Consider the following 18,393-nt stretch of genomic DNA (forward strand, 5'->3'; position numbering starts at 1 on the left):
CCCTCACATCCCGCAGCCGCCGGCGGTGACGGTGATCGGGCGGCGCACGGTCAGCACCCGGCCGTCGTTCATCCGCGCCAGCGCGCGCACATGCATGCTGCGGATCAGCCGCAGCCGCACCGCCAGATCGGCCGATCCGGTATCCTGCGTGAACCGCAGGCGGCAGGCGAGCGGGCGGGGGTTCAGTTCGGCGATCACGATCATTTCCGCGCACCAGTAATCGGGCGTGACCGGCCGGTCCAGATACACCCGCACCGGCACCGCCCCCGGGTTGTCGCCCAGAACCGGCAGGTCGAGCACCAGCCCCTCGGGCAGGGGCAGGGCGCCGGCGGCGAATTCGGCGGCGATGCGGTCGGCCTCTGCCGCGTCGGGCTGCGGGCGGGCGGTCGTCGTCACCTGCGCAAACGCGGGCAGCGGGGCCAGCGCCAGCGCCGGCCCCGTCATCAGGATCTGGCGGCGCGACGGCCGCCAGCGGGATTCACGCGAGGAAGTCATTGAACTTGCCTTCGAGCCAGACGAAATCCTCGGCCAGCAGGTCGGGGGTGCGCACGTCGATGTCGATCTGCGTCTGCACCACCTGGCCCTCGGCGTCCAGATCATAGGTGAACTCGACCGAGATCGCCTCGCGCGGGTCGCCGTTGACCAGCATGTAGCACAGGTTGTCGGGCAGCTGCGCCACGACCTCCTTGCCGGCCACCCGTTCGGCGATGTTGTCGGCGGCGATGCGGGCGACGACGTTCGCCACATGGCCGCTTTTCGGATAGTGGCCGAAGCTTTCCGCGATCGGCCCCATCGAATCGCCGATGATGTAGACGTTATCGTCGCTGTTCGCGGTGAAGAGCCGCGGATGCATGTCGGCCCATCCGGTGGGCTTGCCCTCGGGCGTCTGGGCGATCAGGTCGGCATGCCACACCATGTCGGAGGCCTGATGCGGCGGCATCAGCACCGCGTCGTCGAAGTCGAAATCCCCCGCCTCGGTCATGATGCGCTTGTTGTAGGGATCGACCTCTTTCACCTTGGCGTTCGGCACATGGGTGATGATGTCGGGATAAAGTTCCTCGAACGCCGCCTTGTAGCCCGCGCCGATGGGGGCGATCTTGGGTTTCGGGTCGAGGATCAGGATCTTGCCGGGGATCTTGTTGACCTTGATGTGCCAGGCCATCAGGCAGGCGCGTTCATAGGGCGAGGGCGGGCAGCGGTGCGGGGGCGGCGGCAGGGTCATCACGATGGTGCCGCCCTTGAAATCCTTCAGCTTGTTCTTGAGCGCGAGATGCTCGGAACTGGGGGTATAGGCGGAGGGGAAGTGCTGGCGGGTATATTCCGCCGTCGCGCGGTCGTCGCCGAACCAGGCGTCATAGGCGTTGCGGATGCCGCCGGCGAGGATGAGATAGTCGTAGTCCACCGTGCCTTGGGTGGTGCGCACCTGCTTGCGGTCGCGCTCAATCCCGATGATTTCGGTCTGCACCAGCGTGTAGCCGTATTTGCGCGCCGGGGCGAACATGTCGTGCATCAGGAACTGGGTGTCCACCACGTCGATCAGCCATTTGTTCGACATCGGGCAGGACCAGAAGAAGGGATTGCGTTCCAGCACGATCACATCGGCATCCGGGATCCGGTCGCGCAGGTGGCGCGCGGCCGAAAGCCCGCCCCAGCCCCCGCCGCAGATGACGATGCGGGGGCCCTTGCCCTTGCGGGGCAGAAGCCGGGTGTCGGCTGTCAGCGCGGCGGGCGCGGCCAGCCCGGCGCCGGGCAGAAGCCCGGTGGCGAGCGTCAATGCCGGGGCGGCGGTCAGAAGGGTGCGGCGGGTGATCACGGTGTTACCTCCATCCGGGGGGCGGCGCGGGTCAGGCGCAGGCCGGTGACAATGCCGGCAAGAATGCCGGCGCAGGCGGGAAGGCTGGCGATGGCCAGCGTGGACAGGCCCGAAAGGCCCTGCCCGATGGAACAGCCGAGTGCGAGCACCCCCCCGAACCCCATCAGCACCGCGCCCGCCAGCATGCGCAGCATCTGGCGCGGGCCGGTGAAGGATTCGAGCCGGAAGCTGCGGGTGGCGAGCGCCGTGGCCAGCGCCCCGGCCAGCGTGCCCGCGACCAGCGCGGCGCCGTTGGTGGGGCTGATGCCGGTGGCGATCATCAGGTAAAGCCCGCCCTCGGCCAGCGGACCGACGAAGCTCAGCGCCGAAGGGGGGCGGGGGTCGAAGGGGTCGGTGCCGACATGGGTGGTGATCCACCAGCCCGCGGCGACGCAAAGCCCGATCAGCAGCGCCGCCAGCGCCTCGGCGGGCCGGGCGCGCAGGGCAGGGGGGCCGAGGGCGAAGGCGGCGAGCGCCAGCGCGATCAGGGCGGCCAGTGCCGCGCCCCCCGGCAGCGTGGCGGCGGCGGGGGTGACGGTGCCCACCCCCTGCACCGCCAGCCGCAGGGGCGCCAGCACCCCACCAAGGCTGGCCTGCGCGGTGACGCCCATCACCAGCACTACGACCAGCGCCCGCATATTGCCGCCCGCGCCCAAGACCAGCGCGCGCGCCCCGCAGGCATTGGCCAGCACCATGCCCCATCCGAACAGCACGCCCCCCAGCACCACGCCGGGCAGGGCGAAACTGTCGCGCACCGGCAGCGCCGTGGTCAGATCCACCGCCCCCGCCGCCTGCAAGCCCTGCGACGCCGCCAGCGCCACGGCCAGCGCCAGCGCGAAGGCGCGCAGGGCCGTGCGGTCCGACCCGTCCATCCAGCCGCGCACGCCGCGCAGCAGGCAGAACCGCCCGGCCCGCGCCGCCGCGCCGAAGGCGCATCCCAGCAGGAACACCGCCAGCAGCGTGGTCATCATGCCCCCCAGATGTCGGCGCTGATCGCGGCGTACCAGCCGGCGGCATGGCGGGCCTCGGCGGCGCGGAAACCGGCGTCGGCCTCCAGCGGGCTGGTGCCGCCCGCGACCTCGGCCACCGCGCCGCCCTCGACCCGGTAGACCCCGGCGACGGATATGGCGTAGTCGGGCGCGATCATGCTGTAGCAGGTGTTGGCGAAGGACGCCTCCGGCGGCGCCTGCCCGGCCAGATCGGCCAGGATCGCCGCCGCCGCCACCTTGCCTTGGGCATTGGCGCAGAAGCCCGACTTGGGCATGGGGCTGGCCAGCGCCGCGTCGCCGACGACATGCACGCCCTCTGCCTGCCGGGCGGCGAAGGTGGCGGGATCGACGGGCACCCATCCGCTGGCATCGGTCAGCCCGGCATCCGCCGCGATCCCGCCCGCCATCTGCGGCGGGATCACGTTCAGCACATCGGCGCGATGGATGGTGCCGAAGGCGGTTTCGACCGCGCGCCGCGCGGCATCCACCCGCACGACCTGCCCATCGTCATCCAGCCCCACCCATTCGATCATGTCGCCGTAAAGCGCCTGCCAGCCCTGCATGAACAGCGGCTGTTTGGAAAACCTGTCCTTGGCGTCCAGCAGCAGGATCTTGGACCGCGGCTTGCGGGTCTTGAGGTAATGCGCGACCATCCCGGCGCGTTCATAGGGCCCGGGCGGGCAGCGGTAGGCGCCGCCGGGGATGACCATGACGAAGGTCCCGCCATCCTCCATCGCCTCCATCTGACGGCGCAGAAGCTGCGTCTGCGGCCCGGCCTTCCATGCGTGGGGGGCGATTTCGGCCGCGGCGGCGTCATAACCTTCCAGCGCGTTCCAGCGCAGGTCGATGCCGGGGGCGATCACCAGCCGGTCCCAGGCCAGTTCCGCCCCCCCGGCCAGCCGCAGGCGGCGGGCGGCGGTATCCACCGCCTCTGCCCGCGCGTGGATCACCTCGACCCCCGCCGCGCGCAGGCCGTCATAACCGTGGCCGATGCTGTCCCAGTCGCGCAGCCCGCCGAGGTAGAGGTTGGAAAAGGGGCAGGTGTAGAACCGTTCCGCGGGCTCGATCAGCGTGACCCGCAGGTCGGGGGCGCCGCGGCGCAGATAGCGCGCGGCGGTCGCGCCCCCGAACCCGCCGCCGATGACCGCCACATGGGCCCCCGTCCGGGCCCCTGCCAGTACGGGCAGCGCCAGCGCCGCCCCCGTTCCCGCCAGCCCTGCCAGCACCGCGCGCCGCGTGGCGCATTGTCGCCCTTCCGTCATTGTCGGCCCTCTGCGAACCATTTCGCCAGCGCGCGGATCTGGGCCTCGTCATAGCCTTTCATCAGCCGGGGCATCACCGTCGCCGCCGGGTCCTGCCCGTCGCGGAAGGCGAACATGCGGGTGGCAAGGTGTTCCTCTGCCCGCCCGGCGATGGCGGGGATGGCGCCGGGCGAATGCCCGTCCGGCCCGTGGCAGGCGGCGCAGGGGCCGGCCAGCACCGCCACATCGGCGGGCGTCAACGCCTGCGCGGCGGCGGCTGGCAGGGCCAGCGCGGCCAGGCATGACAGGCTGCGAAAGGTCATCGGATCCTCCGGTTGGCGATGGGGGCGGGCCGGTCGGCCGAATATCGGCACATCATCGGCACCCGGGCAATCGTGGCGTGCGGCAACATATCGTCTGCATAGGCATGGTCTATGGTTCGGGGGCCATGCCGCGCCGGTCGCCCTGCCGGACGGTGCGGCCGAGCCGGTCGAGGCATTCCAGGATCTCGATCGCGATGGTCCGGCCGGTGCCGATCTCGTCGCGGAAATCGGCGGCCTTGAACTGCCCGCCGGGGATGCGCCGCGCGGCGGCCGCGGCCTTTTCCGCCGCCGCCTCCATCACATGGGGCAGGGTGAACCGTTCCGCCGTCAGCCGCACCAGCGCGCCGGTCGCGGCCTTGCGGTGCATCAGATCGCGCACCATCGCCAGCGGGATGCGCGTTTCCTCTGCCAGTTCGCGGGCCGAGGGGATGTGGAACCCGGAATGGTCGAGGATCGGATGGATGAGCCGCCAGTTGCGTTCGTCCTGCGGGTTCTGCGTCGGGTCATGATCCGCGCGGCGCAGTTGCGACCCCGAAAGGTCCAGCCCCCATCCCCGCGCCGACTGGCGGACAAGATCCTGGAAGGTCTCGAAGGGCAGGGCGCGGGCGGTCTCGGCATGCAGGCGGCGCAGATCCATCCCCGGCGCGGCGGGGGTTTCGGCATGGAACCGTTCCACCCGCGCGGCGGCCTTGCGGCCCAGCCTTTCCACCTGCTGCGCGGAAAAGGCGGTGGCCTTGATCCGCACCGCATCGGGGGGCAGCAGGGCCGCGGCCCGGTCGGCGGCCAGGTTGTGCAGGGCGGCGAACCAACCCATCCCCACGCCCCCCGGCAGGGTGTCGAGCAGCGCCGCCAGCCCCTCGGCCATGCCGCGCCCGTCCAGCGCCGCCAGCACCGCGGCCCGTTCCGCCCGCCGCCGGGGCGGAAAGGGGTTGACCACCGCGCCGCCGCCGATGGTGCGGGTGGAGGACTGGTCGCGCAGGATCAGCCGGTCGCCCGCCGCCGCCTGCACCGGGCGGGAAAGCCGCAGCTGCGCCAGCCCCTCCTGCCCCGGGGCCAGCGCTTCGCCCCGCCGCAGGGCGAGCCGGGCGGGAATGTCGGCCGCGCCGATATGCAGATGCACCGGCGTCCAGTGTTTCAGCGCCCCGGCCTCCGACGGCAGGACGCGCAGGCGGATGTCGATCCGGTCGGTCGGGCGATGGGCGGCGGGCGCGACCAGCCAGTCGCCGCGCGCCACCGCCGCATGGTCGATGCCGGCAAGATTGATGGCGCAGCGTTCGCCCGCCTGCGCGCGGTCTGCCGCGCGGCCGTGGCGTTGCAGGCGGCGCACGCGGGCGGGGATGCCCGCGGGGCTGATGGTCAGCGTGTCGCCCGGCGCGATTGCCCCCGCGATCACCGTGCCGCGCACCACCGTGCCGCTGCCCTGCGCGACGAACACCCGGTCCACGACGAAACGCGCAAGGCCGCCCGCGCCCCCCGCCCGGCGTTCCGCCGCCGCGACCTCTGCCAGCCGGGCCGTCAGCCTGTCCATCCCCGCGCCGGTGACGGCCGATACCGTGACCATGCCGAACCCGCCGCAGCCCGCATCCGCCAGCAGCGCGCGCATCTCTGCCTGCACCTGCGCGATGCGGGCGGGGTCTGCCCGGTCGGCCTTGGTGATTACCACCGTGCCCCCCGCCACGCCCAGAAGCCCGACGATGGCCAGATGTTCCGCCGTCTGCGGCATCACCCCGTCGTCGGCGGCCACCACCAGCAGCACATGACCCACGGCATAGACGCCGCTCAGCATGTTGCGGATGAAGCGTTCGTGGCCCGGCACGTCGACGAAGCCGATGATCCCCCCGCCCGGCAGGTCCATATGCGCAAAGCCGAGGTCGATGGAAATCCCGCGCGCCTTTTCCTCGGGCAGGGCGTCGGTGTCGATGCCGGTCAGCGCCCGCATCAGCGTGGTCTTGCCGTGGTCGATATGGCCCGCGGTGGCGACGATCACCGGCCCGCCCCCAGATGGCCAAGCTGCGCCAGAAACGGCCCCTCGTCCTCCAGACAGCGCAGGTCGAGGATGAAGGCCCCCTGATGGATGCGCCCGATCACCGGCAGCGGCAATTGCCGGAACATCCGCGCGATGGCGCTGGCCGAGGGCCCGTCCGCGCGCGGGGTGATGGCAAGGCCGCGGCTGTCCAGCAGGTCCACCGGCTGCGCGCCGCTGCCGATCTGGCTGCGGCAGGGGATCACGGCGACCTCTGCCACCCCCGCCAGCGCCGCCGCGACCGCCGGGTGCAGCCGTTCGGCGCAGGCGGCGATCTCGGCCAGCGGGCGGGTCAGCAGGCGCAGGGTCGGGATCTCGCGCCGCGCCAGATCGGTGTCGGCACAGGCGCGCAGCGTGGCTTCCAGCCCGGCGATGATCACCTTGTCCACCCGCAGCGCGCGTTTCAGCGGGTTGGCGCGCATGCGGTCGATCAGTTCCCGCTTGCCGACAAGGATCCCGCATTGCGGCCCGCCAAGCAGCTTGTCGCCGCTGAAGCTGACGACATCCGCGCCGTCGGCGATGGCCTGCCGCACGGTGGGTTCGTCGGGCAGGCCGAATTGCGCAAGCCGCAGCAGCGACCCGCTGCCGAGGTCGATCAGGAAGGGCAGGCCGTGGCCGGCGGCCAGCGCGGCAAGATCGGCCTGCGGCACCTCTGCGGTGAAGCCCCGGATGGCGTAGTTGCTGGCATGCACCTTCATCAGCGCCGCCGTATCGGGGCCGATCGCACCGGCATAGTCGTGCCGGTGGGTGCGGTTGGTGGTGCCGACCTCGCGCAGCCGCGCGCCCGCGCCGCGCATCACGTCGGGGACGCGGAAGGCGCCGCCGATTTCCACCAGTTCGCCCCGCGACACGATCACCTCGCGCCCCTGCGCCAGCGTGTTCAGCATCAGCAGCACCGCGGCGGCATTGTTGTTGACCACGGTCGCGGCCTCTGCCCCGGTCAGGTCGCACAGCAGCCGTTCGGTATGGCTGTCCCGCGCGCCCCGCGCCCCCCGGTCGAGGTCGAATTCCAGATTGGCCGCCCCCCGCATCGCCCCATAGGCCGCATCCGCCGCCCGCTGCGACCACAGCGCGCGGCCGAGGTTGGTGTGGTTCACCGTGCCGGTCAGGTTCAGCACCGGCACCAGCGAAGGCGCCGCCCCCGCCGCCAGCCGCCGCGCGCAACCGGCCAGCAGCGCGGCATCCCCCGGCGCCGCCCCGCCCGCGGCGCGCAGGTCGGCCAGTTCTGCCCGCAGCGCCGCCACCACCCGCTGGCGGCCATGGCCGGCGGCCAGCGCCGCCGCATCCGCATGGCGCAGAAGCCGGTCGATCGAGGGCAGCGCGGTGCGGGGATCGGGTGTCATGGCGTCCTGCGTGGGCATGGCGGGGCCGTCCTGCGGCGGGGCAGGCGGCGGCGGGTGGCGATGATATGAAAGGGGGGCTAGCCCGGGACGATGCCTTGCCGCGTCATGGTTTCCCCCTCTTCGGGGAAAGTCTGCGGGGCGGGCGGGGCCTTGTCAAACGCCCCTCGGCCGCGCCTATGCGCCCCATAGCCGTCAGCCCACCGACAGCATCCCGGCCTCACCCTCCACCCGGCCGACCGCGGCGGCGTCGGCAAAACCATGGCGGCGGAAACAGGCCAGCACCTCGCCCGCCGCATCCGGCGCGCAGGCGACCAGCAGCCCGCCCGAGGTCTGCGGATCGCTCAGCAGCGCGCGGTCGAGGTCTGTCAGCGCCGGGTCCAGCGCCACCCGCGCGCCATAGCTCGCCCAGTTGCGGCCCGAGGCGCCGGTGACATGCCCCGCCGCCGCCAGCGCCCGCGCGCCCGCGACCAGCGGCACCGCGGCCCAGTCCAGCCGGATGCCGTAGCCCGACCCGCGCGCCATTTCCAGCGCATGGCCGGCAAGGCCGAAGCCGGTGACATCGGTCATCGCATGCACGCCGGGCAGGCGGGCCAGTTCGGGCCCCGGCGTGTTCAGCCGCGTCGTCGTCGCCAGCATCCCGGCATAGCCGTCGGCATCCAGCGCGCCCTTCTTCAGCGCCGCCGACAGCACGCCCACGCCCACCGGCTTGCCGAGGATCAGCACGTCCCCCGCCCGCGCATCGCAGTTGCGCTTCAGATGCGCGGGATCGAGGATGCCGAGCGCGACGAGGCCATAGATCGGTTCCACCGAATCGATCGTATGCCCGCCCGCGATCGGGATCCCTGCCGCCCGGCAGGCGGCGGCGCCGCCGTCGAGGATCTGCCCGATGGTCGCCTGCGACAGGACGTTGACCGGCATCCCCACCAGCGCCAGCGCGAAGATCGGCGTGCCGCCCATCGCATAGACATCGCTGATCGCATTGGTCGCGGCGATGCGGCCGAAATCGGCGGGGTCGTCGACGATGGGCATGAAGAAATCGGTCGTCGCCACCACCGCCTGCCGGTCGTTGAGCCGCCAGACCGCGGCGTCGTCCGAGGTCTCGATCCCCACCAGCAGTTCCGGCGGGACCGGCAGGGCCGAGGCGCCGCGCAGGATGCCTTCCAGCACGCCGGGGGCGATCTTGCAGCCGCAGCCGCCGCCATGCGACAGCGAGGTCAGGCGCGGCTCGCCCGCGGCGGGGGTGGTGAACTGGTGCAGGGTCATGGGCTCTTCCGTTCTGGCGCAGGGGGCAGATTACCGCGCGCCCCGCGCCGCCCGCAACCGTCCGCTGCGTCTATGCGCGCCATAGGCGGAACCCGGGGCTCCCGCCCGGCGTTTGGCCCGGCGGAGGGTGCGGGAGCCTCCGGCGGGGATATTTAAGGGACAGAAAATGTGGCAAGAGGTGTTCCTGAGACCCCCCTTTTCATTCTCTGTCCATAAATATCCCGCGGGGGCGTCGGCTGGTGCGCCACTGGTTCGAGAACCAGCAGGCCACGGGGCGCGAAGCCCCCGGCGCCGCCAGCACACATGGGCTATTCCGGCAGCAGTTCGGCCAGCGTCAGCGCCATCACCTTCGCGCTGTCGGCCATGTCGTCCACCCCCACCCATTCGTCGGGCTGGTGCGCCAGATCCAGCACGCCGGGCCCATAGGCGATGCAGTTCTTCAGCTTGCCGATGCGGTCGATATGCTTCTGGTCGTAGGTGCCGGGCGAGACGACATATTCCGCCTGCCGCCCCAGGACCTTCTCGATCGCCGCCGCGACGGTGCGCACCACGGGGGCATCCTTTTCGGTCATCGTCGGCTGGACCTCGAACAGGTCGCGGATCTCGTAGGCGAAACCGGGGCGTTCGGCGCGCAGGCGTTCCAGAAGGCCCGTCACCTCTGCCTTCACCTCGTCGATCCGTTCCTCGATCAGGAAGCGGCGGTCGAGGATGATGCGGCAGCGGTCGGCGACGCAGGGCGCGGGCAGGCCGGTATAGCCGGGTTCGGGTTCCGGCTCGCCCCCGTGGATGGAGTTGATGTTCAGCGTCGATTGCCGCGCGCCCTCGGGGATCACCGGCATTTCGGTGTGCTTGGTGGTCAGATGGGGGTAGAGCGTCGCCTCGATTTCCGCCAGCAGCGCGCCCATGTGGCGGATCGCGCTGTCGCCCAGAAAGGGCATGGAGCCATGGGCGATGCGCCCCTTCGTCTCGATTTCCGCCCACCAGACGCCGCGGTGGCCCAGGCAGATGCGGTCCTTGTGCAGCGGTTCGGGGATGATGACATGCTGCACCCGTTCGGGTGCGAAATACCCCTGCTGCGCCATCCAGGCGACGCCGCCGAAACCGCCCGATTCCTCGTCCGCCGTGGCCGAAATCTCGATCGCGCCGCGAAAGCCGGGGCGGGCGGCGATGAAGGATTCGGCCGCGATGATGCTGGCGGCAAGGCCCCCCTTCATGTCGCAGGCGCCGCGGCCATAGATGCGCCCGCCGTCCAGTTCACCCCCGAACGGATCGCGCGTCCAGCCGTGGCCGACCTCGACCACATCGTGGTGGCTGTTGAAATGCACGCAGTCGCCCGGCCCCGCGCCTTCGCGGCGCGCCAGCAGGTTCCAGCGCGGATAGGTCTCGCTGTCCCCCGGCGCGCCGGTCGCCCGCAGCAGCTGCACCGTGAACCCCGACGCCGCCAGCCGCGCGGCGAGGTAATCGCAGATCTCGCGGTAGTGGCGCCCGGGCGGGTTCAGCGTCGGGATGCGGATCAGGTCTTGCGTCAGCGCGATCAGGCTGTCGCGCCGGGCGGCGATCTGGGTCTGGATCAGGGCATCGGACATCGTTCCAGCCTGCCCCGCATCGACCTGCGCCGCAATGGGCAAAACCGGATGACGGCGGGGATGCAATTTGTCATAACATCCCCAATTGATGGCATGCGACCCATTTTCCGCCGGAGGACAGGATGGCCGATTTCGACGCGCAGATCAGGAAAAGCCAGGAAGAGGTCGCCAAGGCCCAGGCCAGGATTTCCGCCGTCACCGCCCGGGTGGAGGCCGCGCGCGCCAAGGCCCTCGCCGGCGAGCCCGAGATCGACATCGAGAATGCCACACTGGACGATGTGCGCCAGCATGCCGACCTGATGAACGCCAACATCGCCGAACTGATCATGGGGCTGGATGATGTGACGGCGGGCTTTTCCCGGGATTTCGACGAGATGCGGTCGAAAACCGGGTGGGAAAGCTTCGTCGGCGTCTTTTCGCGCGGCAAGTCGGAATCGATGCGGCAGGAACGGCTGCGCACGGCGTCGATCGACGACAAGTTGCAGGATCTGATCGCCAAGTCCGATGTGATCGTGCGGCTGTTGCAGGGGCAACTGGACCTGCTGAACGACCAGAAGACCAGGGTCGAGGCCAATCTGGGCGATACGCTGGTGGAACGCGAGACGACGGTGGCCGCGCTCGAATCCGTGCGGGCGGAAATCGCGGGGATGGACCCGAAGATCATCGAACTGGAAAACCGCATCAGCGTGGAACAGGACGCCGCCGCCCGCACGCGGCTGGAAACCGAACTGGCGGAACTCAACACCCGCCACAACGCGCTGGTGCAGGACGAACAGGTGAAACTGGCGAAAAGCCAGACGCTAGAACGCTATATCGAAAAGGGCAAGACCTGGGTCGACAGCCTTCAGAACCAGGCGGCGACGCAGATGGTGCTGATCAACAAGCTGCAAACCGATACCAGGCAGCGCGTGGTGCTGTATGACGCGCTGACCAAAAGCCTCAAGACCGCACAGCAGCAGGACGTGGCCCATCGCATCAACGAGATCGGCGTCAAGACGGACCAGGAGGCGCAGGCCGCCATGGCCGCCATCGGCACCGCCACCAACCAGCGCATGGCCGAGATGATGGAGGCGCACGAGGACCAGATGGTCTTTGCCCGCAAGGTGCTGGAACAGAAGGCCAAGGCCGACGAACGCTTTGCCCGCCGCTTTGCCGCCATCGTGGAAAAGCACGACAAGAACCTTTACGGGCGGGAATGACCGGCGCGCCGGTGAACCATGGCTGAAACCGACCTCGCCAGCGACCATCTGGAACTTTACGACAACGCCGTCGCCCGGCGCTATTTCGCCAAGTTCGACCGCATCGCCCCGCCGCTGGCCCGCGTCGCGGCGGAACTGGAAACCGAAGGCCGCCTGACGCGGGCCGAACTGCGCATCCTCGGCGGCTATCTGGAGGGGCTGGCGCACAGTTTCCGCGCGCTGTCGCTCAAATACCTGCTGACGGGGCGGGCCGAGGCGCTGTTGCCGAACCGGCTGACGATAGACCGGCACGAAAGCGGCTTTCCCGTCTATCAGGAACTCTTGCTGATGGCGAACGACGCGCAGCATGCGTTGCGCAACCTGCAAGGTATGCCGTCCGAGGCGGAACTGAAGGACCGCATGATCCGCCAGATCGTGGGCGAGTTGTCGGTGCCCACGCGGCTGCAATTCGCGCTGTCGCAGCGGCTTTACGCCGAGGCGCTGATCCAGGGGGATCTGTTCTGGGCGCAGAACGACCCGGAAATCCTGTGGCTGCGCGAAGAGGCCGGGCGGCGCATCTGGCTGCTGTCCTGGGCGGTCTACGACAGCCAGATCAACCTGCCCGTGGTCTGGCTGATGGAGGTCGCGGATTCCGGCCGCGTGGCGCTGGCCAAGGACGAACGGCGCTGGCCGCGGGTGCGCGCGCATCTGATGGCGCAGTCGCTGGCAGGGCTGAAGCTGCTGACCGTCGCCACCGGATTCGATACCGATTTCGACGACCTGCATCCGCTGCGGCTGCGCCGGCTGCATCTGGGGCCGATGTATTCCGCCAGCTTCACCCTGCAATCGGGCCCCATCGGCGAGGTGCTGGCAGAGGCCCGCGCGCCCGAGGGGCAGGACTGGGCGCTGGTCTGGACGATCGAGGATCTGGAGGCCAGCGGCACGACGCGCGCGAAATCGGGCTGGTTCGGCAGCGTGGAACGGCAGGTCTATGCGCTCGACCCCTTTCTGGGCCGGGGGGCGGAAACCGGGGCCACGCGGACGGACCGTTATGTGATCCTGCCCGAACGGCCCTATCAGGTGCTGGCCGAACGCAACCCGCCGGGGTTCCGCGACGTGCGGAAATTCGTCGTCGGCGCGGGCGGCCGGGTGATCAGCGCGCGCTAGGGGGACGGGGATGAGCGGCACACGCGACACGATGGAACTGCGCGAGGATGCGGTGCGCGCCCATTACGCCGCAGCACTGGCGCTGATGGAGGGGTTCGACCATGCCCCCCGGCTGGCGAAACCGCGCGAAGGGGCGGCCCCGGCGGTGGCCGAACGCTCGCCCGGTATCGGTACGCGGCCCCGGTTCCGGTCCACCACCCCCGGCCTTGTCACCCGCCCCACCGCGCGCCCCGGCGCCGTGCGGCTGATCGAGCGGATCACCGCGGCGGCCGAGGACGGGCTGGTCACGCCGATGCAGGCCAATGTCATGCAGGCCTTGCGCCGCGCGCTGGCCATCGCGCTGGCGATGGGCGAGACGTTTGGCGAACGCACCGGGCTGGCGGAGCTCAAGAAGGCCAACCTGGAAAACCGCCTGGCCGATGCGCGGCGGGTGGAATTCACGGAACTTCTGGCCGCCGAGGCGCTGGTGGTGCTGCATGCCTTCGCCAATGCCGCCGCCTTCCTGATCGCCCCGCATCTGGGCGAGGTCACGGTGGATGTGGGCGGGGTGGAAGAGGTGCTGACCGACAACGCGCCGCTGGCCCTGCACGGTGCGCTGTGGGAACTGGATCAGGACATCGCCGCCTTCGGCACCGACGACGCCCGCCTTGTCGCCACCGTCGCGGCCTTTGCCGAAGGGCTGATGGCCCGCGCCGCCGCCCGCGCCGATACCGCCCCCCGCACCGCCCCCTTCGCCGCGGCCAGCTGGCGGGTAGAGGCGGACGGGCTGACCCTTGCCGGCTTCACCCCCGCCCGCAAGGCGCGCGGCACGGTGCTGACGATGGCGTTCAAGAAACCGTTCGAGGTCATCGGCAACCATATCGCCAAGCATCAGGCGATGAAGCTGTCGAAGATGCTCATGGCCTATGATTTCGACCGCAAGATGAACCCCTTCGCCGAACTGGGCGGGTTCATCTTCACCTTCATGGGCGACGGCAAGCCGGGCACGGGCAAGACCACGCTGATCCAGATGATGGCGGGCTTGCTGAACGATTACTGCACGGCGGTGGGCTATCCCTTCCGCTACCAGAACTTTTCCATCGACCAGATCGACAGCTATCAGGGCAAGTCGGGCCAGAACGCCAAGGCCTTCGTGACCAATGTGCTGGACCCGGCGGTGATCGGCTTCGGCACCATCGACGACATCGACCAGATCGCGGGCAAGCGCGGCGACCGGCAGTCATCGGCGGGCCAGCAAGAGGTGACGGCGGTGTTCATGGAGGCGTTTGCAGGCGCCAATACCGTGGTGCGCGGCAACTGCACCTTCGGGATGTTTTCCAACTTTCCCGAAAACGTCGACGACGCCCTGCGCCAGCGCGCGGGCGCGCGCTTCCTTGTCGACGGGCCGCAAAGCCGCGAGGATTACATCGACATCCTCACCCTGCTTCTGGGCCGCAACCACAAGATCCCGCTTGGCGAACACGACCTTTACGCCGCGCAGGAAATCCGCCGCGCGGTGGCGGCCAGTTTCGAGGCCCATTCCCGCCCGCAGGAAGCCGGGCTGGTGCGGGTCTGGGACCGGGTGACGGCCGACATCGGCCCGCTGGACACGCTGGCGAAACTGGGGGCCTATCTCACGGCGATCAGCCGGGCGGACGAACGCTTCACCGGGCGCGCGATCAAGAACATCACCGATGCGGTCAAGGTGCGCGCGACCGATGTCGAACTGCCCGACGACTGGATGGAAAACCCCGACCTGTTCCTGTTCCAGCCCTACGACCGCAAGATGGCGATGATCCGCGACCTGATGCAGCCGATCACGGTGGACATGGTGGTGCAGGAAATCAACCGCTACGCGGACAGCGAATTCCGCTATGCCGACAAGTCCGACGAGTCCGCCATCGACGCGATGGTCCGCGACATGGGCCGGGCGGAAGAGGCGCGGCGGCGGTATCAGGAGGGGCGGGGATGACGGTGCACCTGCCCATGGCGGGGGGTACAACCCCCCGCACCCCCTGCGGCCGGCGGAATGTTTCCGGCAGGATGAAGCCTGCAACCTTCCGGGGGGCGGCATGCGGCGGCTGATCGAAAAGGGCCTGATGTTCGGCAACCTTGTCGAGGTGTCCTCGCCCGCGCTGGTCGAGCGTTACAACCGCGCGCTGAAGCATCTGACCGGCAGGACCACGGCGCTGGCGGATTTCCACGTCGACATTTCCGGCTATTCGCCCGAGATCGGGGACGAACTGGGCGATGACCTCTACCTCAACCCCAATGGCTGCAACCGGCAGTTCATCCTGCTGACCACGGCGCAGAAATCGGCGCCGCTGCTGCATGCGAAGTTTTCCACCTCGCGCGGGATCCTGCGGCAGTTCATCGCCGCGAACGAGCCGCAGCTTTTCGCCCTGACCGCGCGGGATGCGGTGGCGGGCGAGTTGCAGAACACCGTCTACGAACTGTCGAACCCGGCCCGCCTGTTCGACATCCGCCGCATCACCATCGAGGCCGACACGATCGGCGGCCATGTCGCCGATGCGGCGAAGCTGGCGAAGCTGATCGAGCGGTTCCGGGCAGAACCCGACGGCTGGCGCGACGATGTGCTGGTCGCGGAAATGCTGGTGCTGGCGCAGAAGACCGGCGACGTGACGCGGGTGCCGGTCAGCCTGCCGGCGATGGGGTTCGAACAGCCGAACTTCTGGACGGCGCATTTCGGCGGCATCTACATCTTCCGCGGGGTGGAACATCCGGCCGCGATCACGGTGGCGCCGCCCTCGGCCCTCGGACCGCTGCCCATCGCGCAGGTGATGGGGCTGACGCAGCGCAACCACATCGCCGACTGGCTGGAACGCAACCGGCTGGTGGAAAGCATCGTGGAGGCGCGCGGGGTGAACACCGCGGCGCTCTTGCGCCAGAAGATGGACTTCATCCTGGTGGATGCGGCGGAATCGCTCGGCCTCGATCTGGGGCAGGCGACGCGGGCCGACCTGCGGGGGATCGCGCGGCGGCTGGGATCGGCGCTGCCGGATGAATTCAGGGGGCTGGCGGACCTGCTGCGCTGGGTCGAGGCCGGGGGCGACTGGCCGCGCATCAGTTCCGAACACCCGGCCTATTTCTACACGCTGCGCGCCCGGTCGGGGCCGGACCGCGATCTGGTCAACATGCTGCTGTCGGAACTGTCGCCGCTGGACATCCGGCAGTTGTTCATCTGCCACAAGGAAAAGTTCTACGCCGATTACGCCCGCTGGTCGGATGTGAAGCGCGGCTATGTGGCGGATTTCCTGGAACGCGAATACAAGATCGACAAGGCCGGCGCGCGCGCGGCGCTGTTCGGCCCCGAACCCGCGATGGACGAGGCCCCGCGCCCCGCGCCGCGCCCGGCCGTGCCGCCGCAGGGGCTGGTGGATATCGTCGGCCCCTGGGGGGCGGTGCAACGGAAAGGAGGGCGGGGCTGATGGGCTATATCCGGCTGGCGATCCTCGGGCTGGTCGGCCTGACGGTGGTCTATGTGCTCGTCTCGCTCTACTCTGCCTCCGTCCGGCGCGAAAGGCTCGAGGACCGGTGGGAGGCAGAGGGGCGCCCGGGCGACCGCGACGCCTATGTGGAACGGGGGATGCAGGCCTATCGCAAGTCCTTTCGCCGCAAGCTGATCGTGCTTGTCTATGTCATCCCGATCATCGCCGTCACGGTGCTGGTCTATCTGCTCAACTTCACCTGAGGCCGCCATGCGTTACGTGAAATGGACCCTGATCGCGCTGCTGGCGCTGCTGGTCTTCGCCTTCTTCCACTATACGCTGCCGCAGCGCGATATCGTGCGGATCGTCGGCACCCATACGCAGCGGATGGATCTGGGCGAGAACGCGTGGTTCTTCGCCGCGCCCGATGTGGGCACCTCCACCACCACCGCCGGCAGCCGCGACATCAAGTTCATCGAGACGATGAGCCCCAGGGGCCGCCCGATGGTCTACCGCAACGAGGATACCGGGTGGAGCTGGCCGCCCTATTTCAAGGTCAACAGCTTCAACCTCCAGACCCAGGCCGGCGATCTGGTATCCACCGCGCAGAGCCCCCGATGGGTCGCGATCACCCATTACGGCTGGCGCAACGAGTTCTTCTCGATCTTCCCCAACGCGGTGGCGGTGCGCGAGGTCTCGGGCCCCGACGCGACGCTCATCCCTTGGGTGAATATCGTCATCCTGACGCTGCTGGCCCTGGCGATCCTGATGATCTGGCGCATGCTGGCGCAGTTCCGCGAACGGATGATCGACCCGGTGATCGAGGATGTGGGCGACGCGCTCGACCGTGCCGACGAACGCGCCGACCGCGCCCGCGACCGCGCGCGGGGGGCCTGGGGGCGGTTCACCGGCTGGCTCGGCACGTGGCGGGGGCGCCCGCGGCGCTGAGCCGGCGTTTCCCTTTCCCGCGGGATGCGCTATGTGCAGGCAGACCCAGAGGGATGCGCCATGCTGCTGAATGACCCGATGTTCATCCTTGCCGCCGTGGCGGCGCTTGTCGTGCTGGCCATCCTGATGGTCGGCATCGGCGGCTTCGCCAAGGGGGGCGAGTTCAACCGCAAACATGCCAACCGCCTCATGCGCTACCGGATTGCGGCGCAGGCGGTGGCGGTGGCGCTGATCGTCGCCTTCGCCTACTGGCGTTCCACGAAAGGATTCTAGATGGTCGTCCTGTCCCGGATTTACACCCGCACCGGCGATGCCGGGCAGACCGCGCTCGGCGATGGCACGCGCGTGGGCAAGCAATCGGCCCGCGTGCAGGCCTATGGCACGGTGGACGAGACGAACGCGACCGTGGGCCTGGCCCGCCTGCATGCCGGGGAAGAGATGGACGCCGCGCTGGCGCGGATTTCCAACGACCTGTTCGATCTGGGCGCCGACCTCTGCCGCCCGGGGATGGATCGCGACGCAGAGGCCGAATATCCCCCCCTGCGCATCATCGCCACCCAGGTCGCGCGGCTGGAGGCGGAAATCGACGCGATGAACACGCGGCTGACGCCCCTGCGCAGTTTCATCCTGCCCGGCGGCAGCGCGCTGGCCGCGCATCTGCATCTTTGCCGCACCGTCTGCCGGCGGGCCGAACGGCTGGCCGTCGATCTGGCGGCGGCGGAACCCGTGAACCCCGAGGCGGTGAAATACCTCAACCGGCTCAGCGACTGGTTCTTCGTCGCCGGGCGCATCGCCAACAATGACGGCGCCGACGACGTGCTCTGGGTGCCCGGGCTCACCCGCTGAGCCGGAATGCCGCATCGGGGGCGCGTTTTGCGGTTGTCCCTGACAGAACTTTGAAGCTAACAGCAGGGCGCGGGCAATTTTCTGTCCGGTCCATATCCGAAGGAGAGCCGGCTCATGAGGGTTTTGGTCCCTGTGAAGCGAGTTATTGACTACAACGTTAAGGTGCGTGTTCGTGCGGATGGGGGTGGAGTTGATCTGTCGAACGT

At 69.6% G+C, this 18,393-nt stretch carries 17 protein-coding genes and 1 pseudogene; 9 read left to right on the forward strand and 9 right to left on the reverse strand.

Annotated features, from left to right (window positions below; genetic code table 11):
* Positions 1-3: 3 nt before the first annotated feature.
* The 9 genes from RGD00_RS07965 to RGD00_RS08005 form a co-directional block, all read right to left on the reverse strand.
* Positions 4-495, reverse strand: a complete 492-nt coding sequence (locus RGD00_RS07965; RefSeq protein ID WP_310456778.1) for a thiosulfate oxidation carrier protein SoxY — start codon at positions 493-495, stop codon at positions 4-6.
* Positions 479-1,813, reverse strand: a complete 1,335-nt coding sequence (locus RGD00_RS07970) for an FAD/NAD(P)-binding oxidoreductase (protein WP_310456779.1) — start codon at positions 1,811-1,813, stop codon at positions 479-481. Before RGD00_RS07970 ends, RGD00_RS07965 begins: the two co-directional genes overlap by 17 nt.
* Positions 1,810-2,820 (reverse strand): YeeE/YedE family protein, encoded by a 1,011-nt coding sequence (locus RGD00_RS07975; protein WP_310456780.1) that lies wholly within the window; start codon positions 2,818-2,820, stop codon positions 1,810-1,812. The genes RGD00_RS07970 and RGD00_RS07975 overlap by 4 nt, the downstream gene beginning before the upstream one ends.
* Entirely contained in the window at positions 2,820-4,103 is a 1,284-nt protein-coding gene (locus RGD00_RS07980) for an FCSD flavin-binding domain-containing protein (RefSeq protein WP_310456781.1), read from the reverse strand. Before RGD00_RS07980 ends, RGD00_RS07975 begins: the two co-directional genes overlap by 1 nt.
* On the reverse strand, positions 4,100-4,405 hold the full coding sequence (locus RGD00_RS07985) for a c-type cytochrome (protein WP_310456782.1): 306 nt from the start codon (positions 4,403-4,405) through the stop codon (positions 4,100-4,102). Before RGD00_RS07985 ends, RGD00_RS07980 begins: the two co-directional genes overlap by 4 nt.
* A gap of 109 nt (positions 4,406-4,514) precedes the next feature.
* A complete protein-coding gene (selB, locus tag RGD00_RS07990; RefSeq protein ID WP_310456783.1) occupies positions 4,515-6,392 on the reverse strand; it encodes a selenocysteine-specific translation elongation factor in 1,878 nt (625 codons plus the stop codon).
* Complete coding sequence (gene selA / locus RGD00_RS07995) at positions 6,389-7,789, reverse strand: L-seryl-tRNA(Sec) selenium transferase (RefSeq protein ID WP_310456784.1); 1,401 nt, start codon at positions 7,787-7,789, stop codon at positions 6,389-6,391. Before selA ends, selB begins: the two co-directional genes overlap by 4 nt.
* 174 nt (positions 7,790-7,963) lie before the next feature.
* Complete coding sequence (gene selD / locus RGD00_RS08000; protein ID WP_310456785.1) at positions 7,964-9,034, reverse strand: selenide, water dikinase SelD; 1,071 nt, start codon at positions 9,032-9,034, stop codon at positions 7,964-7,966.
* 308 nt (positions 9,035-9,342) lie between these two features.
* Complete coding sequence (locus RGD00_RS08005; RefSeq protein ID WP_310456786.1) at positions 9,343-10,620, reverse strand: acetylornithine deacetylase/succinyl-diaminopimelate desuccinylase family protein; 1,278 nt, start codon at positions 10,618-10,620, stop codon at positions 9,343-9,345.
* 122 nt (positions 10,621-10,742) lie between these two features.
* Between RGD00_RS08005 and RGD00_RS08010 the strand changes: the two genes are divergently transcribed.
* From RGD00_RS08010 to RGD00_RS08050, 9 genes and pseudogenes are all read left to right on the forward strand, one after another.
* Positions 10,743-11,819 carry a hypothetical protein gene (locus tag RGD00_RS08010; RefSeq protein ID WP_310456787.1) on the forward strand — a complete coding sequence of 359 codons (1,077 nt, stop codon included), beginning with the start codon at positions 10,743-10,745 and terminating at the stop codon, positions 11,817-11,819.
* Between the two features lie 18 nt (positions 11,820-11,837).
* A complete protein-coding gene (locus tag RGD00_RS08015) occupies positions 11,838-12,965 on the forward strand; it encodes a hypothetical protein (RefSeq protein ID WP_310456788.1) in 1,128 nt (375 codons plus the stop codon).
* A 10-nt stretch (positions 12,966-12,975) separates the two neighbouring features.
* Positions 12,976-14,916 carry an AAA family ATPase gene (locus RGD00_RS08020; RefSeq protein WP_310456789.1) on the forward strand — a complete coding sequence of 647 codons (1,941 nt, stop codon included), beginning with the start codon at positions 12,976-12,978 and terminating at the stop codon, positions 14,914-14,916.
* A gap of 100 nt (positions 14,917-15,016) precedes the next feature.
* Complete coding sequence (locus RGD00_RS08025) at positions 15,017-16,393, forward strand: DUF6638 family protein (protein ID WP_310456790.1); 1,377 nt, start codon at positions 15,017-15,019, stop codon at positions 16,391-16,393.
* Positions 16,393-16,656 carry a hypothetical protein gene (locus tag RGD00_RS08030; RefSeq protein ID WP_310456791.1) on the forward strand — a complete coding sequence of 88 codons (264 nt, stop codon included), beginning with the start codon at positions 16,393-16,395 and terminating at the stop codon, positions 16,654-16,656. The genes RGD00_RS08025 and RGD00_RS08030 overlap by 1 nt, the downstream gene beginning before the upstream one ends.
* A gap of 7 nt (positions 16,657-16,663) precedes the next feature.
* A complete protein-coding gene (locus tag RGD00_RS08035) occupies positions 16,664-17,341 on the forward strand; it encodes a DUF1523 family protein (RefSeq protein WP_310456792.1) in 678 nt (225 codons plus the stop codon).
* A gap of 63 nt (positions 17,342-17,404) precedes the next feature.
* Positions 17,405-17,614: a twin transmembrane helix small protein gene (locus RGD00_RS08040; protein WP_310456800.1), complete on the forward strand. Its 210-nt coding sequence runs from the start codon at positions 17,405-17,407 to the stop codon at positions 17,612-17,614.
* Positions 17,615-18,187, forward strand: a complete 573-nt coding sequence (locus RGD00_RS08045) for a cob(I)yrinic acid a,c-diamide adenosyltransferase (RefSeq protein ID WP_310456793.1) — start codon at positions 17,615-17,617, stop codon at positions 18,185-18,187. It begins immediately after the preceding gene.
* 114 nt (positions 18,188-18,301) lie between these two features.
* A pseudogene (locus RGD00_RS08050) lies at positions 18,302-18,393 on the forward strand (electron transfer flavoprotein subunit beta/FixA family protein); the annotation flags it as partial.

The sequence above is a fragment of the Ruixingdingia sedimenti genome, from assembly GCF_031432425.1.
GTDB lineage: Bacteria > Pseudomonadota > Alphaproteobacteria > Rhodobacterales > Rhodobacteraceae > Ruixingdingia > Ruixingdingia sedimenti.

Bases quoted from the DNA above. Each gene is read 5' to 3' on its own strand.
- RGD00_RS08045 (WP_310456793.1), top strand. From the start codon at position 17,615: ATGGTCGTCCTGTCCCGGATTTACACCCGCACCGGCGATGCCGGGCAG.
- RGD00_RS07980 (WP_310456781.1), bottom strand. From the start codon at position 4,103: ATGACGGAAGGGCGACAATGCGCCACGCGGCGCGCGGTGCTGGCAGGG.
- RGD00_RS08010 (WP_310456787.1), top strand. From the start codon at position 10,743: ATGGCCGATTTCGACGCGCAGATCAGGAAAAGCCAGGAAGAGGTCGCC.
- selA (WP_310456784.1), bottom strand. From the start codon at position 7,789: ATGCCCACGCAGGACGCCATGACACCCGATCCCCGCACCGCGCTGCCC.
- RGD00_RS08015 (WP_310456788.1), top strand. From the start codon at position 11,838: ATGGCTGAAACCGACCTCGCCAGCGACCATCTGGAACTTTACGACAAC.
- RGD00_RS08035 (WP_310456792.1), top strand. From the start codon at position 16,664: ATGCGTTACGTGAAATGGACCCTGATCGCGCTGCTGGCGCTGCTGGTC.
- selD (WP_310456785.1), bottom strand. From the start codon at position 9,034: ATGACCCTGCACCAGTTCACCACCCCCGCCGCGGGCGAGCCGCGCCTG.
- RGD00_RS07975 (WP_310456780.1), bottom strand. From the start codon at position 2,820: ATGACCACGCTGCTGGCGGTGTTCCTGCTGGGATGCGCCTTCGGCGCG.
- RGD00_RS08020 (WP_310456789.1), top strand. From the start codon at position 12,976: ATGAGCGGCACACGCGACACGATGGAACTGCGCGAGGATGCGGTGCGC.
- RGD00_RS07985 (WP_310456782.1), bottom strand. From the start codon at position 4,405: ATGACCTTTCGCAGCCTGTCATGCCTGGCCGCGCTGGCCCTGCCAGCC.
- RGD00_RS08030 (WP_310456791.1), top strand. From the start codon at position 16,393: ATGGGCTATATCCGGCTGGCGATCCTCGGGCTGGTCGGCCTGACGGTG.
- RGD00_RS08005 (WP_310456786.1), bottom strand. From the start codon at position 10,620: ATGTCCGATGCCCTGATCCAGACCCAGATCGCCGCCCGGCGCGACAGC.
- RGD00_RS07965 (WP_310456778.1), bottom strand. From the start codon at position 495: ATGACTTCCTCGCGTGAATCCCGCTGGCGGCCGTCGCGCCGCCAGATC.
- RGD00_RS08025 (WP_310456790.1), top strand. From the start codon at position 15,017: ATGCGGCGGCTGATCGAAAAGGGCCTGATGTTCGGCAACCTTGTCGAG.